This is a genomic window from Modestobacter sp. SYSU DS0511 (assembly GCF_054050755.1).
Genome location: NZ_JBJGZY010000006.1, coordinates 59,001 through 79,617 on the forward strand (window position 1 = coordinate 59,001; position 20,617 = coordinate 79,617).

Annotated in this window: 17 protein-coding genes; 13 read left to right on the top strand and 4 right to left on the bottom strand. The window is 73.1% G+C overall.

Features of this window, described 5'->3' with window-relative positions:
- Position 1 precedes the first annotated feature (1 nt).
- The 4 genes from ACI783_RS04840 to ACI783_RS04855 all read right to left on the bottom strand — a co-directional run bounded on the left by ACI783_RS04840 (position 2) and on the right by ACI783_RS04855 (position 4,286).
- Positions 2-2,299, bottom strand: coding sequence for a SpoIIE family protein phosphatase (locus tag ACI783_RS04840; protein WP_457139386.1), 2,298 nt, complete (start codon positions 2,297-2,299; stop codon positions 2-4).
- A gap of 65 nt (positions 2,300-2,364) precedes the next feature.
- The gene (locus ACI783_RS04845) at positions 2,365-2,823 is read right to left on the bottom strand and encodes a hypothetical protein (protein WP_457139387.1); all 459 of its coding nucleotides are present in this window, start codon (positions 2,821-2,823) and stop codon (positions 2,365-2,367) included.
- Complete coding sequence (locus ACI783_RS04850; protein ID WP_457139388.1) at positions 2,816-3,181, bottom strand: hypothetical protein; 366 nt, start codon at positions 3,179-3,181, stop codon at positions 2,816-2,818. Before ACI783_RS04850 ends, ACI783_RS04845 begins: the two co-directional genes overlap by 8 nt.
- Positions 3,182-3,293: 112 nt before the next feature.
- A complete protein-coding gene (locus ACI783_RS04855) occupies positions 3,294-4,286 on the bottom strand; it encodes an aldo/keto reductase (RefSeq protein WP_457139389.1) in 993 nt (330 codons plus the stop codon).
- A gap of 193 nt (positions 4,287-4,479) precedes the next feature.
- Between ACI783_RS04855 and ACI783_RS04860 the strand changes: the two genes are divergently transcribed.
- The 13 genes from ACI783_RS04860 (at position 4,480) to ACI783_RS04920 (ending at position 20,323) form a co-directional block, all read left to right on the top strand.
- Positions 4,480-5,448 (top strand): siderophore ABC transporter substrate-binding protein, encoded by a 969-nt coding sequence (locus ACI783_RS04860; protein ID WP_457139390.1) that lies wholly within the window; start codon positions 4,480-4,482, stop codon positions 5,446-5,448.
- Between the two features lie 8 nt (positions 5,449-5,456).
- Complete coding sequence (locus tag ACI783_RS04865) at positions 5,457-6,485, top strand: ABC transporter permease (protein WP_457139391.1); 1,029 nt, start codon at positions 5,457-5,459, stop codon at positions 6,483-6,485.
- Positions 6,485-7,483, top strand: a complete 999-nt coding sequence (locus ACI783_RS04870) for an iron chelate uptake ABC transporter family permease subunit (protein ID WP_457139392.1) — start codon at positions 6,485-6,487, stop codon at positions 7,481-7,483. The genes ACI783_RS04865 and ACI783_RS04870 overlap by 1 nt, the downstream gene beginning before the upstream one ends.
- A gap of 13 nt (positions 7,484-7,496) precedes the next feature.
- Positions 7,497-8,255 (top strand): iron ABC transporter ATP-binding protein, encoded by a 759-nt coding sequence (locus ACI783_RS04875; protein ID WP_457139393.1) that lies wholly within the window; start codon positions 7,497-7,499, stop codon positions 8,253-8,255.
- Positions 8,256-8,340: 85 nt separating this feature from the next.
- Complete coding sequence (gene ngg, locus ACI783_RS04880; RefSeq protein WP_457139394.1) at positions 8,341-10,113, top strand: N-acetylglutaminylglutamine synthetase; 1,773 nt, start codon at positions 8,341-8,343, stop codon at positions 10,111-10,113.
- The gene (gene crcB / locus ACI783_RS04885; RefSeq protein WP_457139395.1) at positions 10,110-10,490 is read left to right on the top strand and encodes a fluoride efflux transporter CrcB; all 381 of its coding nucleotides are present in this window, start codon (positions 10,110-10,112) and stop codon (positions 10,488-10,490) included. The genes ngg and crcB overlap by 4 nt, the downstream gene beginning before the upstream one ends.
- A complete protein-coding gene (locus tag ACI783_RS04890) occupies positions 10,487-10,840 on the top strand; it encodes a fluoride efflux transporter FluC (protein WP_457139396.1) in 354 nt (117 codons plus the stop codon). The genes crcB and ACI783_RS04890 overlap by 4 nt, the downstream gene beginning before the upstream one ends.
- A gap of 80 nt (positions 10,841-10,920) precedes the next feature.
- The gene (locus ACI783_RS04895; RefSeq protein WP_457139397.1) at positions 10,921-12,312 is read left to right on the top strand and encodes an alpha,alpha-trehalose-phosphate synthase (UDP-forming); all 1,392 of its coding nucleotides are present in this window, start codon (positions 10,921-10,923) and stop codon (positions 12,310-12,312) included.
- Positions 12,309-13,067 (top strand): trehalose-phosphatase, encoded by a 759-nt coding sequence (gene otsB, locus ACI783_RS04900; RefSeq protein WP_457139398.1) that lies wholly within the window; start codon positions 12,309-12,311, stop codon positions 13,065-13,067. The genes ACI783_RS04895 and otsB overlap by 4 nt, the downstream gene beginning before the upstream one ends.
- A gap of 249 nt (positions 13,068-13,316) precedes the next feature.
- The gene (locus tag ACI783_RS04905) at positions 13,317-15,881 is read left to right on the top strand and encodes a chemotaxis protein CheA (protein ID WP_457139399.1); all 2,565 of its coding nucleotides are present in this window, start codon (positions 13,317-13,319) and stop codon (positions 15,879-15,881) included.
- 1 nt (position 15,882) lies between these two features.
- Positions 15,883-16,329, top strand: coding sequence for a chemotaxis protein CheW (locus ACI783_RS04910; protein WP_457083410.1), 447 nt, complete (start codon positions 15,883-15,885; stop codon positions 16,327-16,329).
- A 485-nt stretch (positions 16,330-16,814) separates the two neighbouring features.
- A complete protein-coding gene (locus ACI783_RS04915; protein WP_457139400.1) occupies positions 16,815-18,425 on the top strand; it encodes a methyl-accepting chemotaxis protein in 1,611 nt (536 codons plus the stop codon).
- A 281-nt stretch (positions 18,426-18,706) separates the two neighbouring features.
- Positions 18,707-20,323 carry a methyl-accepting chemotaxis protein gene (locus ACI783_RS04920; protein ID WP_457139401.1) on the top strand — a complete coding sequence of 539 codons (1,617 nt, stop codon included), beginning with the start codon at positions 18,707-18,709 and terminating at the stop codon, positions 20,321-20,323.
- Positions 20,324-20,617: the final 294 nt, after the last annotated feature.

The following is a 20,617-nucleotide window of genomic DNA, read 5'->3' on the forward strand; positions in this document are numbered from 1 at the left end:
GTCAGTCGAAGCGGACGGCGATGACCGCGATGTCGTCCCGGCGGTCCGGGTGCGGTCCGACGGCTGCGACGCACAGCTCCGCCGGGGGTGCGTCCAGCGGTGCGTCCGCCAGCCGCTCGACCAGCAGGGCGATGCCGGTGTCCATGTCCGCACCGGGGCGCTCGATGAGCCCGTCGGTGTAGGCCACCAGGGTCGAGCCGGCCGGCACCTCGACGGTGTGCGACCGGCGCTCCGCGCTGGCGTCGACGCCGAGGAGCAGACCGGTGACGCCGTCGAGCAGCTGGACCGAGCCGTCGGGACGGCGCAGCGCCAGCGGCGGGTGCCCCGCGTTGGCCAGGGTCAGCTGCCAGGGGCGGCCGCTCTCGGCCGGGGGCACCGCCCGGGCGTAGACCATGGTCGCCATCCGGGCCACGTGCAGCCCCTGGACCAGCGTGTCCACCCGGCCGAGCACCCGGCCGGCGTCGGTCTCCCCCGCATCCCAGGCACAGGCGCGCAGCAGCCCGCGCAGGTGGCCCATCGCGGCGGCCGCGGCCAGGTCGTGCCCGACGACGTCGCCGATGGCGATCCCCACCGAGCCGTCGGGCAGGTCCAGCAGGTCGTAGAAGTCCCCGCCCACCTCGGCGGCGCTGGAGGCGCTGACGTACTGCCCCGCGGCGCTGATCCGCGAGATCTCCGGCAGCTCGGGCAGCAGCGAGCGCTGCAGCGCCTCGGCGACCGAGTGCTCCTGCTGGTAGAGCCGCACGTTGTCCATCGCCATCGCCGCCCGGCGGGACAGGTCCCGGGCCAGGTCGACGTCGTCGGGGCCGAACCGGCGTTGCTGGGTCTCGGCGACCAGGGTGAGGGCACCGAGCGTGCGACGGCGCGCCACCAGCGGCACGGTCAGCTGCGAGGAGGTGCCCAGCTCGGCCATCACCGCGCGCAGCGCGGGGTCGGGCGCGGCCCTGAGCAGGATCTCCTCCGTGATCTCCGGGACCAGCACCGGCTCGCCGGACCGCAGGACCCGCCGGATGGGCGCTGCCTCGGGCAGGTCGGCGATGCGCAGCGCGGCGAAGCGGCGGAGCTCCTCGGCCAGGCCGCGGCGGTGGGCGGCCGAGATGCCGGTGACCGTGCCGTGCTCGTCGACGAGGGTGACGAAGACCCAGTCGGCCAGCAGCGGCACGCACAGCGCGGCGAGCCGGTCGAGCAGGTCGTCCAGGTCGAGGGTGGCGCTGAGCGTGCTGGTCGCCTCGGCCATCAGGGCCAGCCGGCTCTGCGCCCGTTCGGCGGCCTCGCGCGCGACCTCGGCCTCGTGCCGGGCGGCCTTCTCGGCCGTGAGGGCGGCGGTCCGGTCCTCTTCCACCCGGACCCGCTCGGTCACGTCGGTCTGCACCCCGACGAAGCTGATCAGCTCGCCCTCGCCGTCGAAGACCGGGGTGATGGACACCTGGTTCCAGAACGCCGTGCCGTCCTTGCGGTAGTTCAGCAACGTCCTCGTGATCGGCTCGTGCTGCTGCAGGGCCGTGCGCAGCTCGGCGGTCCGCTCGGTGTCGGTGGCCGGGCCCTGCAGGAAGCGGCAGTTCTGCCCGATGCTCTCCGCGTAGCTGTAGCCGCTGATCCGGCTGAAGGACGGGTTGACCCAGACCAGCGGGTTGTCGGGCCGGCGCGGGTCGGTGATGGTGAAGGCGATGTCGGTGGCGACGACGGCGCGGTCGCGGAGGGTCTTCAGCTGCGTCTCGGGGTCGGCGGTGGCGTGGCCCTCGTCCAGGTGCAGGAAGACGACGAGCGCCAGCCGCTGGTCGCTGTCGGCGCGGGAGAGCGGGAAGCCGGTCACCCAGAGCAGCTGCTCGTCCGCGGCATCGGCGGCGCTGGCCCGCAGCTCGTCGGAGCTGCGCCGCGCGGAGAGCCGGACCGCCTCCCCGGTGACCGGGCGCCCCAGGGCCAGGCGGGACAGCGGGTTGCTCGTGCTCGCCAGCGCGGCGCCGGAGAGGTCGGTCAACCCGGCCGAAGCCCCCCAGGTGTCGATGGGCAGCGGCAGGTGGGGGTTGCCGGCCAGCTCGATCGCCGCGGTGTTGGCGTAGACCACCGTGCCCTCACCCTGGTCGATGACGAGGACGGCGACCGGGACCTCGGCCAGCACGCCGGGCAGCGCCGCCTGCCCACCGGCGCCGTCGGTGACCGCGGCCGCGGCGGCGCCGACCAGCGACTGCTGCTGGTCGCGCTCGTCCTCGTCGACCGGCGCGCCCATCGTGGTCATGGCGGCCGCCGCCTCCAGCGGGACGTCGGTGCCGGGGTCCACCGGCACCCCGGCCTGGTCCACCACGGCGTCGACCCTAGCGATCCACTCGGTTGGGCACCACCGACAGGTCCGGATCACGCGGCCGGGGGTCAGCCCGCGGATCCGCCCTGCTCGGCGGCGACGTCGGACCGGTGGCGCAGCCAGAGCAGGCCGAGCACCGGCAGCGCCAGCGGGACGAATCCGTAGCCCTGCCCGTAGTTCGACCACACGGTGGCGTCGGGGAAGGCGTCCGGGTCGGCCAGCGAGAGCGTGCCGACGACGAGCACGCCGGCCAGCTCCACGGAACACGCGACCAGCGCCGTCCAGCGGCCGCCCCGTCCGCCGCGCGCCAGACCGACGGTGGCGACCAGGTACACCACCGCGGCGAACGCGGAGAGCAGGTACGCCAGCGGCGCCTCGCCGAACCGGGTGGCCAACTGCACACCGGCTCGGGCGCCGGCGGCCAGGGCGAAGACGCCGTACAGGGCGACCAGCACCCGGCCGGGCCCGCGCGTGGTGTCCGCCGTCGCCGAGGTCGACTCGGCCGGCGCATCGGCGTGCTCAGCCACCGGTCACCTCCCACACCTGGTCCAGCCGCCAGACCATGACCGCGACCGCGGCGGCGGCCACCGCGATGACCGTGCCGGCCCAGCGGGTCGGGTCGGTGCGCGCCCACAGCACGCCGGCCACCGGCAGCAGCACCACGCTGGCCAGGTAGCCGAGGAAGGTGGCCAGCTCGGTGGGCCGGTGCCCACCGACCAGCCCGGCGACCGCGACCCCGGCCAGCGCGAGGACGAGCAGCTGCAGCAGCCCGGCGCCGGCGAGGTGGGCGGTGCCGATGCGCCGCCGCAGCGCGGTGCTCAGCACGCCGAGCACGGCCAGGGCGACGGCGACGACGGTGACCGCGACGAGCAGCGGGGTGTTCACCGGCGGGGGCCGGACGGGCGGGGACGCACCCGCCCATCCTGCCGTGTCCTTCGGCCACCGTTCAGGGGCCCGCGCCGAGCGTGCGAGGCGTGGGGGGAACGGTGGTCCTTCATCAGCGGTGCACGGTGGACATGTCCGGGTAGCGGTCGCCGACGGTGGTCCCGGCGGGCGCCGCCGCGTCGATGCGGCGCAGGTCGTCCTCGCTGAGCTCCAGCTGTGCGGCGGCGGCGTTCTCCTCCAGGTACTGCACCCGCTTGGTGCCGGGGATCGGCACGACCGCGGGGTTGCCGCCCCGGCCGGACTGCGCCATCACCCAGGCCAGCGCGAGCTGGGTGGCGGTGACGCCCTTCTCCTCGGCGATCTCGCGGACCCGGTCGACCAGCCGCAGGTTCTGCTCGAACGCCGCCCCCTGGAACCGGGGGTTGTGCCGGCGGAAGTCGTCGGGCGCCAGGTCGTCGAGGCTGCGGATCTGACCGGAGAGGAACCCGCGGCCGATCGGGGAGTAGGCGACGAAGCCGATGCCGAGCTCGGCGCAGGTGGCCAGCACGCCGTCGTCCTCGGGGTCGCGGGTCCACAGCGAGTACTCGGTCTGCAGCGCCGTGACCGGCTGCACGGCGTGCGCCCGGCGGATGGTGTCCGGCGCGGCCTCGCTGATCCCCGCGTGCCGGACCTTCCCGGCGTCGACCAGCTCCTTGATCGCGCCCCAGGTGTCCTCGATCGGCACCGTCGGGTCGACCCGGTGCTGGTAGTAGAGGTCGATCTCGTCGACCCCCAGCCGCTGCAGCGAGGCGTCGCAGGCGGTGTGGACGTACTCCGGCCGGCCGTTGATGCCGCGGAAGGACCCGTCCTCGCCCCGCTCGTTGCCGAACTTGGTGGCCAGCACCACCTCCGCCCGCCGCCCGGCGATCGCCTGGCCGACCAGCCGCTCGTTGGTGAACGGCCCGTACATGTCCGCGGTGTCCAGGAAGGTGACGCCCAGGTCGAGGGCCCGCTGGATGGTCCGCTCGGCCTCGGCCTGGTCACCGGAGCCGTAGAACTCGCTCATCCCCATGCAGCCCAGGCCCTGGGCGGAGACGGTCAGGTCGCGCAGTGTCCGTGTCTGCATGAGCCGGGGGTGCCCGCCGACGGCCGTGGGCAACCGGCGTCCCGGCCAGTGGGAACTCCGGCCGGTTCGGTCACGAAAAGGTCACGGCGAGGTGACAGCAGGACCGGTGATGAGGTTGGTTAGGCTCCACTAACTGAGGCGAGCCTCTCCTAGCTCTCCCCGACAGGCTCTTCCCCGACACTGGAGTTTCTGCATGCGCGCAACGCCCCGGCCCCTGGCCGGCGCCGCCCTGTCCCTCTCGGCACTCCTCGCCCTGACCGCCTGCGGCGGCGAGCAGGGCGCCGAGGCGGCGGAGGGCACCTCCTCGAGCAGCGCCCCCGCCGAGGTCACCGTCTCCCACGCCCAGGGTGAGACCGAGGTCCCGGTCGACCCGGAGACCGTCGTCGTGTTCGACCTCGGCGTGCTCTCCACCCTGGACGCCCTCGGGGTGCAGGTGGACGGCGTCCCGGAGGCCAGCTACCCGGAGGCGCTGTCGGAGTACGGCGGCGACGAGTACGCCAAGGTCGGCTCGCTGTTCGAGCCCGACTACGAGGCGGTCAACGCCCTGGAGCCCGACCTGATCATCGTCGGCGGGCGCTCGGCGGCGGTGTACCCCGAGCTGGCCGAGATCGCCCCGACCATCGACCTGACCGTCGACAACACCGACTTCCTGCCCTCCTTCACCGAGCGGACCACCGCGCTGGCCGAGGTGTTCGGCGCGGAGGACGACGTCACCGAGCGGCTCGACGCCCTGGACGAGCGGATCACCGAGGTCTCCGAGGCTGCCGCGGACGCCGGAACGGGCCTGGTCGTGCTGACCACCGGCGGTGAGGTGAGCGCCTACGGGCCGAACTCCCGGTTCGGTGGGCTGATCCACGACACCCTCGGGGTCACGCCGGCCGACGGGAACCTCAGCGACGCCACCCACGGCGATGCGATCTCCTTCGAGTACATCGCCGAGACGAACCCCGACCTGCTGTACGTCATCGACCGGGACGCCACCATCGGCGAGTCCGGCGCCGCGGCCGAGCAGGTGCTCGACAACGAGCTGGTCCGGAGCACCACCGCCTGGTCCGAGGACGCGGTCACCTACCTCGACGGCACCGACTGGTACCTGGCGCCCAACGGCCTGCCGAACGTCGAGCGGATGGTCGAGGAGATCGCCGAGAGTGTCGGCGCCTGACCTCCCGCATGGCCGACACGCTGAAGACCCGCGACGCCGCGGCTCCCGCCTCCCGGGAGCCGCGGCGTCGCGGCGTGCGCCGCTGGCACCTGCTGGCCGGGCTGCTCCTGGTCGTCGGTGGCGCCTTCGCGTCGCTGTTCATCGGTGTCACCGACCTGACGCCGCTCGACCTGCTGCACCCCGACGAGGCCCAGACCCGGGTCTTCCTCGCCTCCCGGGTGCCCCGGCTGCTGGCGATCCTGCTGTCCGGCTCGGCCATGGCGGTCGCCGGGCTGGTGATGATGACGCTGACCCGCAACCGGTTCGTCTCCCCGCACACCGCCGGGACGGCGGAGTGGGCGGGGCTGGGCATCGTCGTCGCCACGCTGCTGTTCGGCAGCAGCTCACTGCCGGCCAAGATGGGCATCGCCATCGCGTTCGCGCTGTTCGGCACCTGGGTGTTCCTGCACCTGCTGCGGCGGATGGTCTTCACCGACATGATCGTCGTGCCGCTGGTCGGGATCATGCTCGGCGGCGTGGTCATCGCGGTGGCGATGTTCCTGGCCTACCGCTACGACCTGCTGCAGACCATGGACGCCTGGACCAACGGCGACTTCTCCGGCGTCGTCTCCGGCCGGTACGAGCTGCTGTGGGCGGTCGCCGCCGCCACCGTCGTGGCCTACCTGTTCGCCGACCGCTTCGCCGTCGCCGGCATGGGTGAGAGCTTCGCGATCAACCTGGGCATCGCCTACGACCGGGTGGTGCGGACCGGGCTGGTCATCGTCTCGGTGGTCACCGCGATCGTGGTGGTCACCGTCGGGTCGATCCCGTTCCTCGGCCTCGTCGTCCCCAACCTGGTGACCATGCTGCTGGGTGACCACCTGCGCCGGGCGCTGCCGGTCACCGCCCTCGCGGGCGCCGCGTTCGTGCTCGTCTGCGACGTGATCGGGCGGACCGTCCGGTACCCGTACGAGATCCCGGTGGGCAGCGTCGTCGGCGTCGTGGGCGGGCTGCTGTTCATCGCGCTGCTGCTGCGCGCCCGGACCCGGGGCGCCTGATGGCCACCGTCTCCCCCGCCGCAGCCACCGCCACCGAGGCCCAGCGCGCCGCCCGCCGCCGGCGGGTGCTGCTGCTGCTCGGGCTGGTGGCCCTGGTCTGCGCCGGCCTCTTCCTCACCGTCGGCGTCACCGGCTCGTGGGAGTTCTCGCTGCGCCTGCGCAGCCGGCGGCTCGCCGCGATGGTCGTCGTCGGGATCGCCGTCGCCGTCGCGACCGTGCTGTTCCAGACCGTGACGAACAACCGGATCCTGACCCCGTCGATCATGGGGTTCGACTCGCTGTTCGTGCTCATCCAGACCGTCGGGGTCTTCTGGTTCGGCGCCGGCACCCTGGCCGGGACCGACGTGCGGCTGCGCTTCCTCGTCGACCTGGTGGCGCTGGTCGCCTTCGGCGCGCTGCTGTACCGGATGCTGTTCGGCCAGACCCAGCGGGACGTCTACGTGCTGGTCCTGGTCGGCGTCGTGCTCGGCACGCTGTTCACCAGCCTGACCCTGCTGGTGTCCCGGCTGATCGACCCGAACGAGTTCCTCACCCTGCAGGACCTGCTGTTCGCCAGCTTCAACGGGGTCGACCCCCAGCTGCTCACGCTGGCCGCGGTCATCGTGGCGGCGGTGCTGGTCGGGGTGGTCCGGCTGGTGCCCCGGCTGGACGTCGTCGCCCTGGGCCGGGACACCGCCGTCGGCCTCGGTGTCGACCACCGCCGGGTGGTCGCCGTGTCGCTGCTGGCGATGACCGTGCTGGTGGGCGTCTCCACGGCGCTGGTCGGGCCGATCACCTTCCTCGGGCTGCTGGTGGCCAACCTCGCCCGCCAGCTGCTGGGCACCCACCGGCACGCCTGGGCCCTCCCCGGAGCCAGCCTGCTCGCGGTGATCGCGCTGGTCGGCGGACAGCTGGTGCTGGAGCAGGTGTTCGGCTTCAACTCCAGCCTGTCCATCGTCATCAACTTCGTGGGCGGCATCGTCTTCATCGCCCTGCTCACCCGCGAGCCACGACTGTGAGAGGGCGCCTCCTGTGATCCGCATCGAGGGAGTCAGCAAGTCCTACGGCGACGTCCGGGTCGTCGACGACGTCAGCCTGGTGATCCCGGACGGCGGGATCACCTCGCTGATCGGCGCCAACGGTGCCGGCAAGTCCACCCTGCTGTCGATCGTGTCCCGGCTGCTGCCCGCCGACGCCGGCCGGGTCACCGTCGACGGGCTGGACGTCGCCAGGACGCCGGGCCAGGAGCTGGCCCGGCGGCTGGCGGTGCTGCGCCAGGAGAACCACATGTCGGTGCGGCTGACCGTGCGGGAGCTGGTCGCCTTCGGCCGGTTCCCGCACTGCGGTGGCCGGCTGACCGCGGAGGACCGGCGGCTGGTCGACGAGGCGATCGAGTGGTTCGACCTGGGCCCGTTCGCCGACCGGCACCTCGACCAGCTCTCGGGTGGGCAGCGGCAGCGGGCGTACGTGGCGATGGTGCTGTGCCAGGGCACCGACTACGTGCTGCTGGACGAGCCGTTGAACAACCTGGACATGAAGCACTCCGTCGGCATGATGCGGATGCTGCGCCGGATGGCCTCCGAGCTGGGCAAGACCGTGGTCCTGGTGGTGCACGACATCAACTTCGCCTCCGCCTACTCCGACCGGATCGTGGCGATGCGCGACGGCCGGGTGGTGGCCGAGGGGCCGACGGCGGAGCTGATGGAGACCGCCGTGCTGCGCAAGGTGTTCGACGTGGAGGTCGACGTGCACGAGATCGGCGGCCGCCAGGTCGGCGTCTTCTGGACCTGACTCCCGCCCGGACCTCTCGACCTCCGGCGTCGGCGGCGGTTCCACGTGGAACGCCGGCGAAACCCGGGTCGCCTACGGTGGACGGGTGACCAGTGCACCCCGTCGGCTGGCCGGCCACCGCGCGCGACGGGAACCCCGCGCGCCGCTCACCAGCCGCTCCTGGCAGCAGCCCGATGCCCACGACCTCGCCGGCATGGCGACCGACGTCGTGCTGGACATGGGCTGGGGGCGGCTGGTCTTCGGCCAGACGTTCGCCGACCTCTCGGGCGTGCTGGCCGCGCTGCGCGCGGAGGAGACCGGCCGCCGGGACATCTGCATCTACCCCCGCGACCCGCAGGTGCTCGTCGGCCTGGCCCCCGACGAGCTGTTCATCGACCCCTCCTACGTCTACCGGCTCCCGCTGCACCGGTACCGGCCCCGGGAGGAGGTCATCCGGGGCGTGTTCGTGCGCACGGTGACCTCCGCGGCGGAGATGGACCGGATCAACGACCTCTACGCGCGGGCCGGCATGGTGGTCGGTGACGCCGCCACGATGTGGCGCAATCACCGCACCCGCACGTTCACCTACCTGGTCGCCGAGGACCGCCGCACCGGCGCGGTGATCGGCACCGTCACCGGCGTCGACCACGTGCTCGGCTTCGACGACCCCGACGGCGGCACCAGCCTGTGGTGCCTGGCGGTCGACCCGCAGGACGCCCCGCCCGGCACCGGCGAGGCGCTGGTCCGGGTGCTCGCCGAGCGCTACATCGGCCGCGGGCGCGCGTACCTGGACCTGTCGGTCATGCACGACAACGCCGGGGCGATCGCGCTCTACCGCAAGCTCGGCTTCTCCCGGGTCTCGGCGGTCTGCGTGAAGCGGAAGAACCCGATCAACACCCCGCTGTTCTCCGCTCCCCCGGCCGGCCTGGAGGAGCTGAACCCCTACGCCCGGATCATCGCCGACGAGGCGCTGCGCCGCGGCATCCGCGTTCAGGTCACCGACCCCGAGTGGGGCGAGATCCGGCTCACCCTGGGCGGGCGGTCGGTGCTCTGCCGGGAGTCGCTGTCGGAGTTCACCAGCGCGGTGGCGATGAGCCGGTGCGACGACAAGCGGGTGACCCGGCGGATCGTCGAGCGGGCGGGCGTGCGGGTGCCGCGCGCCGTCGTCGTCGACGGCCACGGCGACAACGAGGACATGGCCGCCGCCCGCCGGCTCCTCGCCGAGTGCGGTGAGCTGGTGGTCAAGCCGGCCCGGGGTGAGCAGGGCAAGGGCATCACCGTCGGCGTGCGCGACGACGACGGGCTGGTGCGCGCCGTCGAGCTCGCCGGCCAGTTCTGCCCCGACGTGCTCGTCGAGGAGCTGGTGGCCGGCGACGACCTGCGCGTCGTCGTCATCGACCACGAGGTGGTGGCTGCGGCGCTGCGCCGCCCCGCCGAGGTGGTCGGCGACGGCCGCCAGGACGTCACCGCGCTGGTGCAGGAGACCAGCCGGCGCCGTGAGCGGGCCACCGGCGGGGAGTCGAGGATCCCGCTGGACGACGCCACCGCCGAGGTGGTCGCCGACGCCGGGCACGGGATGGACGACGTGCTGCCGTCCGGGCAGCGGCTCCGCGTGCGACGCACGGCGAACCTGCACACCGGCGGCACCATCGAGGACGTCACCGACCGGCTGCACCCGGAGATCGGCGCCGCCGCCGTGCGGGCGAGCCGGGCGATCGGCATCCCGGTGACCGGCATCGACTTCCTGGTGCCCGACGTGACCGGGCCCGACGCGGTGTTCATCGAGGCCAACGAGCGTCCGGGCCTGGCCAACCACGAGCCGCAGCCCACCGCGGCCCGCTTCGTCGACCTGCTGTTCCCGGAGACCCGCCGGCGGTGATCGGGTACGTCGCCGCCGCGCTGGGCGGCGCCCTCGGGGCACTGGCCCGCTGGGCCGTCGCCGAGGTGCTCCCCTCCCCCGCCGCCGGCGGGTGGCCGTGGGCCACCCTGCTGGTCAACCTGGCCGGCTGCCTGCTGCTGGGCGCCCTGCTCGGCGCGGTGTTCCCCCGGCACCCCGACCACCCCTGGCTGCGGCCGTTCCTCGGCACCGGGGTGCTCGGCGGGTTCACCACGTTCTCCACCTTCGCCGTCGAGACGGTGCGGCTGGCCGACGGCGGCGCCTGGGCGACGGCGGCCGGCTACGTGGCCGCCTCGGTGCTGGGCGGGGTGCTGGCGGCGGTCGCCGGGGTCCGGCTGGCCGGGGGACGACGCCGGTGACGGCGCTGTGGGTGGTGCTCGGTGCACTGGCCGGGGCGCCGCTGCGGCTGCTCGCCGAGCGGGTGGCCGTCGCCCGCCGCGGCCGGGGCAGCGTCGTCGGCACGCTCACCGTCAACGTCGCCGGCAGCGCGCTGCTCGGGGTGCTCCTCGGCCTGCGCGGGGTCTCCCCCGCCGTCGTGGCGCTGGTCGGCACCGGCTTCTGCGGCACGCTCACCACGTTCTCCACCTACGGGAACGACGTCGTCCGCCTGGTCGAGGAGCGGGTGGTCGGCCGCGCGCTGGCCTACCTGGCGGGCACGCTGGTGCTCGGCCTGGCGGCGGCTGCCGCCGGCTGGTCGCTGGTGCGCTGAGCGGCTGAAGGCGCGCCCGACCCCACCGGTTGCGTAGGGTCAAGGCCGTCAACGGACCGGCGAACGGCGGAGGTGCACAGGTGGGCGCGGACAGCCCGGTCGTGGTGGTCGCCAACCGGCTCCCGGTCGACCAGGTCACCGACCCCGACGGCACGACCCGCTACCAGCGCAGCCCCGGAGGGCTGGTCACCGCACTGGAGCCGTTCGTGGCCGGCCGGGGCGGGGCATGGGTCGGCTGGTCCGGGGCGGCGGGCGAGGCGCCCGAGCCCTTCGAGTCCGGCGGGATCCAGCTGGTGCCCGTGCCGCTGTCGGAGGACGAGGTCGACCGCTACTACGAGGGGTTCTCCAACGCCTCGCTGTGGCCGCTCTACCACGACGTGGTGGAGAAGCCGGAGTACCACCGCAAGTGGTGGGACGCCTACGTGCAGGTCAACAGGCGGTTCGCCGACCGCGCCGCCCAGGTGGCCGCGGAGGGCGCGATCGTCTGGGTGCACGACTACCAGCTGCAGCTGGTGCCGGCCATGCTCCGCCAGCAGCGACCCGACCTGACCATCGGCTTCTTCCTGCACATCCCCTTCCCGCCGTACGAGCTGTTCACCCAGCTCCCCTGGCGCTCGGCGATCATCGAGGGGCTGCTGGGCGCCGACCTGATCGGCTTCCAGCAGCCCGCCGCGGCCAGCAACTTCGTCAACCTGGCGCGGCGCCTGCACGACCTGCAGTGCAAGGGCAACACGGTGAGCTACGAGGGCCGCACCGTGGTGGCCAAGTCGTTCCCGATCTCCATCGACGTCGCCGCCTTCGACCGGCTCGCCAGCTCCCCGGAGGTCCTCGCCCGGGCGAAGGAGATCCGCGCGGAGCTGGGCAACCCGGAGAAGCTCGTGCTCGGGGTCGACCGGCTCGACTACACCAAGGGCATCGGCGTGCGCCTGGAGGCATTCGAGGAACTCCTCGAGGACGGCGCCATCGAGGCGCCCTCCACGGTGTTCGTGCAGGTGGCCACCCCCAGCCGCGAGCGGGTCGAGCACTACGTGACCATGCGCGAGACGATCGAGCAGCAGGTCGGCCACATCAACGGCCTGTACGGCTCGATCGCCGGGCCGGCGGTGCAGTACTTCAACCAGTCGATGCCCCGCGATGAGCTCGCCGCGATGTACCGCGCGGCCGACGTCATGCTGGTCACCCCCTACCGCGACGGCATGAACCTGGTCGCCAAGGAGTACGTCGCGGCCCGGGGCGACCTGGGCGGGGTGCTGGTGCTGAGCGAGTTCGCCGGGGCCGCGGCCGAGCTCAAGCAGGCGCTGCTGGTGAACCCGCACGACATCGCCGGGGTGAAGAACCAGCTGCTCCGGGCGCTGCGCATGGACCCGGCGGAGGCGACCAAGCGGATGCGGTCGATGCGCCGGCACCTCGCCAGGCACGACCTGGACCACTGGGCGAACTCGTTCTTCGACTCCCTGAAGGCCCAGGCGTGAGCAGCGGCCCGACCGAGCTCGACCCGGAGCTCACCGCGGCGCTCGACGGGCTGGCCGCCCGGCGTCCGCTCCTGGTGGCCAGCGACTACGACGGCGTGCTCGCCGGGCTGCGCGACGACCCCGCCGCCGCCGTCCCCGAGCCCGGCGTCGCCGAGCTGCTGGGCCGGCTGGCCGCCGTCGACGGCGTCACCGTGGCGCTGGTCAGCGGCCGCGGGGTCGAGGACCTGCAGCGCACCAGCGGCCTCACCGGGCCGTTCCGCTGGATCGGCAGCCACGGGGCGGAGTTCGACGGCCCGCTCGCCGGTGAGCTGCGCGCCGCCCGGGACGAGCTGGTGGCCTCGCTGTCGCCACTGGTGGACGCCGTCCCGGGTGCCCGCCTGGAGGTGAAGCCGGCCGCCGTCGCGGTGCACGTGCGCACCGTGCCCGAGCCGGCCGCGCGTCCGGCCCTGCTGGAACGGGCCGCGGCCGCCGCGGGCCCGCACCACACCCCCAAGCCCGGCAAGGACGTGCTGGAGATCGCCGTCACCGACGCCGACAAGGGCACCGCGCTGCTGCGGCTGCGCGACGAGCTCGGCGCCGACGGTGCGCTCTACCTCGGGGACGACGTCACCGACGAGGACGGCTTCCGCGCCCTGGGCGGCGACGGGGTGACCGTCAAGGTCGGCGACGGGGAGACCGCGGCCGCCCACCGGGTCGCCGATCTGGCCGGGGCCCGGGCCGTGCTGGCCCGGCTCGCCGACGCGCTCGGCGGTTGAACCACCCCTTCCCCGCCTCCCTCCCTCCGGGGTGTCCCCGCCCGCCGGCGGTCAGGATGCCCCGCTCCCCTGCCGATGGCTGAGAGCACGCCGGGCAACGCCGGCGCCCGGCCTCACCCGTTCGGTGGCGTCCGGAGCAGAAAATCGTGCACAACGCCTGGGTTCCCCTCAAGGAGATCGGCGGTGTGCCGATGAAACCGACGCTGCGCGGGGAAGGCCCGCCGCGGCACCCACAGGGAAGAGGCGGGCGTGGACGGTCTGGACGACATCGTCGAGGAGTTCCTCGTGGAGAGCCACGAGAACCTCGACCAGCTGGACCAGGACCTGGTGGCCCTGGAGCAGGACCCCCGTTCCCGTGAGCGCCTGTCGAGCATCTTCCGCACGATCCACACCATCAAGGGCACCAGCGGCTTCCTCGCCTTCAACCGGCTGGAGGAGGTCGCGCACGTCGGGGAGAACATGCTGTCCCGGCTGCGCGACGGCGCGCTGGACCTGACCCCCGTGCGCACCGACGCGCTGCTGACGATGGTCGACTCCATCCGCGCGCTGCTGGCGGCCATCGAGGCCTCCGGCGGCGAGGGATCGGTCGACGTCACGAGCACGGTGGCCCTGATCAGCGCTGCCCTCGAGGACGCCCCCGCCCCCGTCGTCGAGGACACCCCCGTCCCCGTCGTCGAGGACACCCCCGCCCCGGCCGAGCCGGCGCCGGTCGCGGCCGCTCCGGCCCCGGCGAAGAAGGCCCCGGCGCGCAAGGCCCCCGCGCGGGCCGCCGCGAAGGCCCCGGCGAAGGCCGCCGCGAAGGCCCCGGCGAAGAAGGCCCCTGCCCGGAAGGCGCCCGCCAAAACCGCCGCCGCACAGCCCGTCGTCCCGGCGCCCGCTCCGGCGCCGGAGGTCGAGTCCATCCGCACCGCGGCTCCGGAGGTCATCGACCTCCCGGCCGTGGCCGAGGTCCCCCTGGAGGTCCCCGTGGACGTTCCCCCCGCACCGGTGGCCCCCGCCGTGCCAGCCGGCGACCTGGCTCCCGAGCCGGGCACCCCCGAGGCGCAGAACGGCCGGCGCGCCGTCGCCGACAGCACCATCCGCGTCGACGTCGACCTGCTGGACAACCTGATGCTGCTCGTCGGTGAGCTGGTGCTCACCCGCAACCAGATCGTCCAGTACGTCGGCCGGCAGAACGACCAGGACCTGGTCCGCGCCTCGCAGCGGCTGAACCTGATCGCCAGCGAGCTGCAGGAGAGCGCGATGAAGACGCGCATGCAGCCGATCGACCACATCTGGAGCAAGCTGCCCCGGGTCGTGCGCGACCTGGGCCTGCAGTGCGGCAAGTCGGTCCGCCTGGAGATGGAGGGGCGCGACACCGAGCTGGACAAGACGCTGCTCGAGGCGGTCAAGGACCCGCTGACCCACCTGGTGCGCAACTCCGTCGACCACGGCATCGAGCCGGCCGCCGGGCGGTCCGCCGCCGGCAAGCCGACCGAGGGCGTGCTCACCCTGCGCTCCCGGCACGAGAGCGGCCAGGTCGTGGTCGAGGTCGCCGACGACGGCGCGGGCATCGACCCGGCCAAGATCGGCGCCAAGGCCGTGGAGAAGGGCCTGCTCACCGCGGACGCACTGTCCCGGATGAGTCCGCAGGACGTGCTGCAGCTGATCTTCCTGCCCGGCTTCTCCACCGCCGCGGCGGTCACCAACGTCTCCGGCCGTGGCGTCGGCATGGACGTCGTCAAGACGAACATCGAGGCCATCGGCGGCACCATCGAGGTCGAGTCGGTGCCCGGCCACGGCACCTGCACCCGGCTGCGCATCCCGCTGACCCTCGCGATCGTGCCCGCGCTGACGATCGAGTGCGCCGGCGACCGCTACGCCATCCCGCAGATCAGCCTGCAGGAGCTCGTGGCGCTGGACGCGGAGAAGGCCGCTGCCGCGGTCGAGGACGTCGGCGGCGCCTCGGTCTACCGCCTCCGCGGCGAGCTGCTCCCCCTCGTCCACCTCGCCGACGTGCTCGGCCTGCCCTCGGACCGGCACGACGGCCACGTCGTGATCGCGGTGCTCAGCTCGGAGGGGCGCCGGTTCGGCCTGGTGGTCGATCGGGTCATCAACACCGAGGAGATCGTGGTCAAGGCCGTCAGCGGCCAGCTCAAGCAGATCGGCCTGTACTCCGGGGCCACGGTCCTGGGCGACGGCGCCGTCGCGCTGATCCTCGACGTGCAGGCGCTGGCCCGCCGCGCCCTGCGCACGGAGACCACCGAGCGCCAGGAGCACCGCAACGCGCTGGCCGCCGCGGCCGCCTCGTCCGCCGAGCGGACCCGGATGCTGCTCGCCGCGATCGGTGGGGGCCGCCGGGTGGCCATCCCGCTGGACACCGTCACCCGCCTCGAGCAGGTGCGCAGCGAGACGGTGGAGCGCGTCGGGTCCCGCGAGGTCGTGCAGTACCGCGGCGCGATCCTGCCGATCGTCCGGCTGGACCGGCACCTGGGTGCCTACGGCGACGCTGACCGCGAGGTGCTCGAGGTCATCGTCTACGCCGACCACGGCCGCAGCGTGGCGATCGTCGTGGAGGAGATCCTCGACATCGTCGACGGCGAGGCCGCGGTGCAGAGCGACATCGACGACCTGGGCCTGCTGGGCTCCGCGGTCATCGGCGACCGGGTCACCGAGCTGCTCGACGTCCGGGCCGCGATCCTCGCCGCCGACCCGGCCTTCTACACCAGCACCGCCCCGATCACCGAGCTGCCGGGGACCGGCTTCGACTCCCCCGGCTACGGCTTCGAGAGCGGCTCCTCGGCCCACCCCACCACCCACTTGACGGAGGTCTGACATGAGCAGCGCGACCGCCACGATGCCGGCCAGCGCGCAGCTGGCCACCTTCTGGCTCGACGGTGACCTGTTCGGCGTGGAGGTGGAGCACGTGCAGGAGGTGCTCCGCAGCCAGGGCATCACCCGGGTGCCGCTCGCCCCGCCGGCCGTCGCCGGCCTGATCAACCTCCGCGGCCAGGTGGTCACCGCCATCGAGCTGCGGGAACGCCTGGGCCGCAAGCCCCGGCCCGACGGGCAGGAGGCGGTCGTCATCGTCGTCCGGCTGCGCGGCGAGGCGGTCAGCCTGCTGGTCGACAGCATCGCCGACGTCGTCGACGTCAACGTCCGTGACTTCGAGGCCCCGCCGGACACCCTCGACGGTGCCGGCCGGGACCTGATCCGGGGCGCCTACAAGCTCGACGGGCAGCTGCTGCTGGCCCTCGACGTCAACCGCGCGGTCGGGGCCTGACGCAGGACCACTCCCCGACCGCACCACCACGACGGCCGCCGCGCCTCCTCCGGGAGGCCGGCGGCCGTCGTCGTGTCGGTGACCGGTGGACCGGGTCGACTCGTCGATCTCCCAGAATGGTCACCCGACCATTTTCCGCAGGCGCGCGACAACTGCTCCGGTGTTCGGGAGAATGGTCTCGTGCCGGTCGGGCCCGACCGGCACCTCCGGGAAATGCCGAAGGACCCGTCCCGGTCGACGGTCACTCGACCGGGACACCGCACCACCTCCGCGGCCACTGCCCCGCCCCCTTCCCCGGGCGAGGTGGTGGCCGCGGTGGCATTTCTGCCGGACGGGACACGAGTGTCGACATGGGGACCGTCGGGAACGGTGACCACCTTTTCCGGAAAAGGATTGCGCGACACGGATCGAGAACCGGTACAGCGCGTTTCCGCAACGCCCACCATGTGATCCGACGCCCTTCCCCCGTTGTTCTGGAGCCCGCCATGTCCGCACTCGCCACCCCGTCCCGTGACCGCTCCTGGTGGGGCGACCGCAGCGTCAAGACCAAGGTGCTGGCGACGGCCGGCATCGCCGGGGTGGCCGCGGCGGGCATCGGCATCATGGGCTTGCAGGCCCTGGGGGCGTCGGCCGACGCCGCCGACGCCCTGTACGAGGACAACCTCGTCGGCGTGGCCGCCGTCTCCGAGATGGAGGCGCGGATCGGTGACCTGCGGGTGAACCTGCGTGACACCATCCTCGGCACCGATCCGGCGGCGGCGGTCGCCAACATCGACACGCTCGCCGACCGCTTCGCCGCGTCGGCCCAGGCCTACACCGTCGGCACCGAGGACGACCGGAAGCTGGAGCTGCTCGACCAGATCAAGTCCGACTTCACCGACTACGTCGAGTTCCAGAAGACCGTGCTGGTGCCGCTCGCCCAGGCTGGTGACTACCAGGCCTGGATGGCGCAGAACGCGTCCGGCGGGACGCCGCCGGTGACGGCCGCGATCGCGGGCATCGGCGAGCTGGTCGACATGGAGTCGGCGGAGGCGGAGCAGGCCGCGGCGGACAACCGCGATGCCTACGAGCAGCAGCGCACCCTCTCGCTGGTCCTCATCGTGGTGGGCGTGGCCGTCGCGCTGGGGCTGGGCTGGTTCGTGGCTGGCTCGATCGCCCGCTCGGCCAATCGGGTGAAGGACGTCGCCGAAGGGCTGGCAGCCGGCGACCTCACCCGCAGCACCGGGCTCACCAGCCAGGACGAGCTGGGCCGGATGGGGGCCGCGCTGGACGCCGCGGTGGTGGAGCTGCGCTCGGTGATGGCCACGGTGGTGTCCTCGGCCGACGCGGTCGCCGCCTCCTCGGAGGAGCTGTCGGCGTCGTCGGCGCAGATCTCGGCGTCGGCGGAGGAGACCTCGGCGCAGTCCAACGTGGTGTCGTCGGCGGCGGAAGAGGTGTCCCGGAACGTGGGCACGGTGGCGGCGGGTGCGGAGCAGATGGGCGCGTCGATCCGGGAGATCAGCCAGAACGCGAACGAGGCGGCGCGGGTGGCCGCGCAGGCGGTCACGGAGGCCGAGGCGACGACGGCCACGGTGACCAAGCTGGGCGAGAGCTCCCGCGAGATCGGTGAGGTGGTGAAGGCGATCACCTCGATCGCGGAGCAGACGAACCTGCTGGCGCTCAACGCCACGATCGAGGCGGCGCGGGCCGGGGACGCCGGCAAGGGGTTCGCGGTGGTGGCGAACGAGGTGAAGGAGCTGGCGCAGGAGACGGCGCGGGCGACGGAGGACATCGCGCGGCGGGTGGAGGCGATCCAGGGCGACACCTCCGGTGCCGTCGCTGCCATCGGCCGCATCTCCGAGGTCATCGGCTCGATCAACGACTTCCAGCTGACCATCGCCTCGGCGGTGGAGGAGCAGACCGCGACGACGAACGAGATGTCCCGGTCGGTGCAGGAGGCCGCCGGTGGGTCGACGGAGATCGCCGCGAACATCACCGGGGTGTCCAGCGCGGCGTCCTCGACGACCCAGGCGCTGGGCCAGACCCGGCAGGCGGTCGACGAGCTGTCCCGGATGGCCAGCGACCTGCGGGGGAGCGTCGCCCGCTTCACCTTCTGACCGGTTCCGCCGGAACTCGTCCGCGGCCGACACCTCCCTCGGTGGAGGTGCCGGCCGTTGTCGTTCCCGGGCATCGCACGTGCACGTTCGGCCATTCCTGAGTGTCGACAAGGGGACGTCGGTGACGGTCAGGTGGATTTCATGGAATCCATTCCACGACACACGCGCCGGGCGCCCGGGACGAGCTCACCGACTCTTCATCCTGTGCGTGACGCCACCGCCCTCTCCCAGGTCGGTGCGCTCCTCATCGCCCCCGGCAACGAATTCTCAGGAGAAGCCCCATGTCCGCGAACCCACTGGCCCACATCGCATCGTGGTGGGGGGACCGAGGAGTGAAGACCAAGATCCTCGTGGCGGTGGCCGTTCCTGCCGCCGCCGCAGGCGCCATCGGGGTCCTCGGCATGCAGGCCATGTCCGAGGCCACCTCGCAGGCCGAGGTGCTGTACGAGAACAACCTGAGGGGTGTCGCCGCCGCCGGTGACATGAGCGACGCGATCAGCGAGATGCGCATCCTGGCCCGGGATGCGATCCTCGCGACCGGTCCGGCCGACGCCCAGGTCAACCTGGACCAGATGGACCCGCTGCGGGCGGAGTTCGACCAGCTCGCGAAGGCCTATGCGGCCGGTGGGGTGGGTGACGGTCGCCAGGAGGCCCACGACCACCTCCTGGCGACCGTCGACGAGTACGTGGCCTTCCAGCAGACCGTGTTGGCGCCGCTTGCGCTCGCCGGTGACGTCCAGGGCTGGATCGCTGCCAACGACGCAGGTGGCACGCCGCTGGTCGAAGCCATGTCGGCGGACATCCGCGACCTGCAGGACCGCGAGGACGCCGCGGCGCAGGAGCGGTTCGAGGAGATCAGCTCGTCGGCCACCACCCAGGCGACGAGCTCGATGATCATCCTCGTGGTGGCCCTGCTGGTGGCGCTGGGCATCGGGCTGTTCGTGGCGGTGGGGATCGCTCGGGCCACCCGGAGGGTGCAGCAGGTGACCACGGCCCTGGCCGGCGGTGACCTGACCGTGACCAGCGGCCTCAGCACGCGGGACGAGCTCGGCCGGATGGGGGCCGCGCTGGACGAGGCCGTGAGCGGGCTGCGCGGGGTGATGGCGTCCGTCGTGGCCAACGCGGATGCGGTCGCGGCGTCGTCGGAGGAGCTGTCGGCGTCGTCGGCGCAGATCTCGGCGTCGGCGGAGGAGACCTCGGCGCAGTCCAACGTGGTGTCGTCGGCGGCGGAGGAGGTGTCGCGCAACGTGGGCACGGTGGCGGCGGGTGCGGAGCAGATGGGCGCATCGATCCGGGAGATCAGCCAGAACGCGAACGAGGCGGCGCGGGTGGCCGCGCAGGCGGTCACGGAGGCCGAGGCGACGACGGCCACGGTGACCAAGCTGGGTGACAGCTCCCGGGAGATCGGTGCGGTGGTGAAGGTGATCACCTCGATCGCGGAGCAGACGAACCTGCTGGCGCTGAACGCCACGATCGAGGCCGCGCGGGCCGGGGACGCCGGCAAGGGGTTCGCGGTGGTGGCGAACGAGGTGAAGGAGCTGGCGCAGGAGACGGCGCGGGCGACCGAGGACATCGCGCGGCGGGTGGAGGCGATCCAGGGCGACACCTCCGGTGCCGTCGCTGCCATCGGCCGCATCTCCGAGGTCATCGGAAGCATCAACGACTTCCAGCTGACCATCGCCTCGGCGGTGGAGGAGCAGACCGCCACGACCAACGAGATGTCCCGGTCGGTGCAGGAGGCCGCCGGCGGGTCGACGGAGATCGCCGCCAACATCACCGGGGTCGCCACTGCCGCGGACTCGACCACCCAGGCGCTGGCCCAGACCCGGCAGGCGGTCGACGAGCTGTCCCGGATGGCCAATGACATGCGGGGGAGCGTCGCCCGCTTCACCTTCTGACCCGCCGCATCGGTCCGGCCGTCCCGTCCACCCGGACGGGGCGGCCGTTCGCCGTTCCGGGGGCAGCACGACCAGGGGCAGTGGCCATTCCCGGGAATCGACATGGAGCCGATCAGAACAGGTCACCCGCATTCCGGTCGGCCATTCCGCCGACACGCAGGACGACTGTCGCCGCGCCGATCACACCTGCAGCACCATTCGCCTCGTGAGCGTGGTGCCGGCCGCGCGAACCGATCACCCGAATCGCGGGGGAGTGAACGCGTCATGGGCGGCGCCCGCGCGCACCGGGACCGC

What these genes read in the sequence shown, in the direction of transcription:
- ACI783_RS04855 (WP_457139389.1), bottom strand. Translation starts at nt 4,286, where the DNA reads ATGCAGACACGGACACTGCGCGACCTGACCGTCTCCGCCCAGGGCCTG.
- ACI783_RS04860 (WP_457139390.1), top strand. Translation starts at nt 4,480, where the DNA reads ATGCGCGCAACGCCCCGGCCCCTGGCCGGCGCCGCCCTGTCCCTCTCG.
- ACI783_RS04865 (WP_457139391.1), top strand. Translation starts at nt 5,457, where the DNA reads ATGGCCGACACGCTGAAGACCCGCGACGCCGCGGCTCCCGCCTCCCGG.
- ACI783_RS04870 (WP_457139392.1), top strand. Translation starts at nt 6,485, where the DNA reads ATGGCCACCGTCTCCCCCGCCGCAGCCACCGCCACCGAGGCCCAGCGC.
- ACI783_RS04910 (WP_457083410.1), top strand. Translation starts at nt 15,883, where the DNA reads ATGAGCAGCGCGACCGCCACGATGCCGGCCAGCGCGCAGCTGGCCACC.
- ACI783_RS04915 (WP_457139400.1), top strand. Translation starts at nt 16,815, where the DNA reads ATGTCCGCACTCGCCACCCCGTCCCGTGACCGCTCCTGGTGGGGCGAC.
- ACI783_RS04920 (WP_457139401.1), top strand. Translation starts at nt 18,707, where the DNA reads ATGTCCGCGAACCCACTGGCCCACATCGCATCGTGGTGGGGGGACCGA.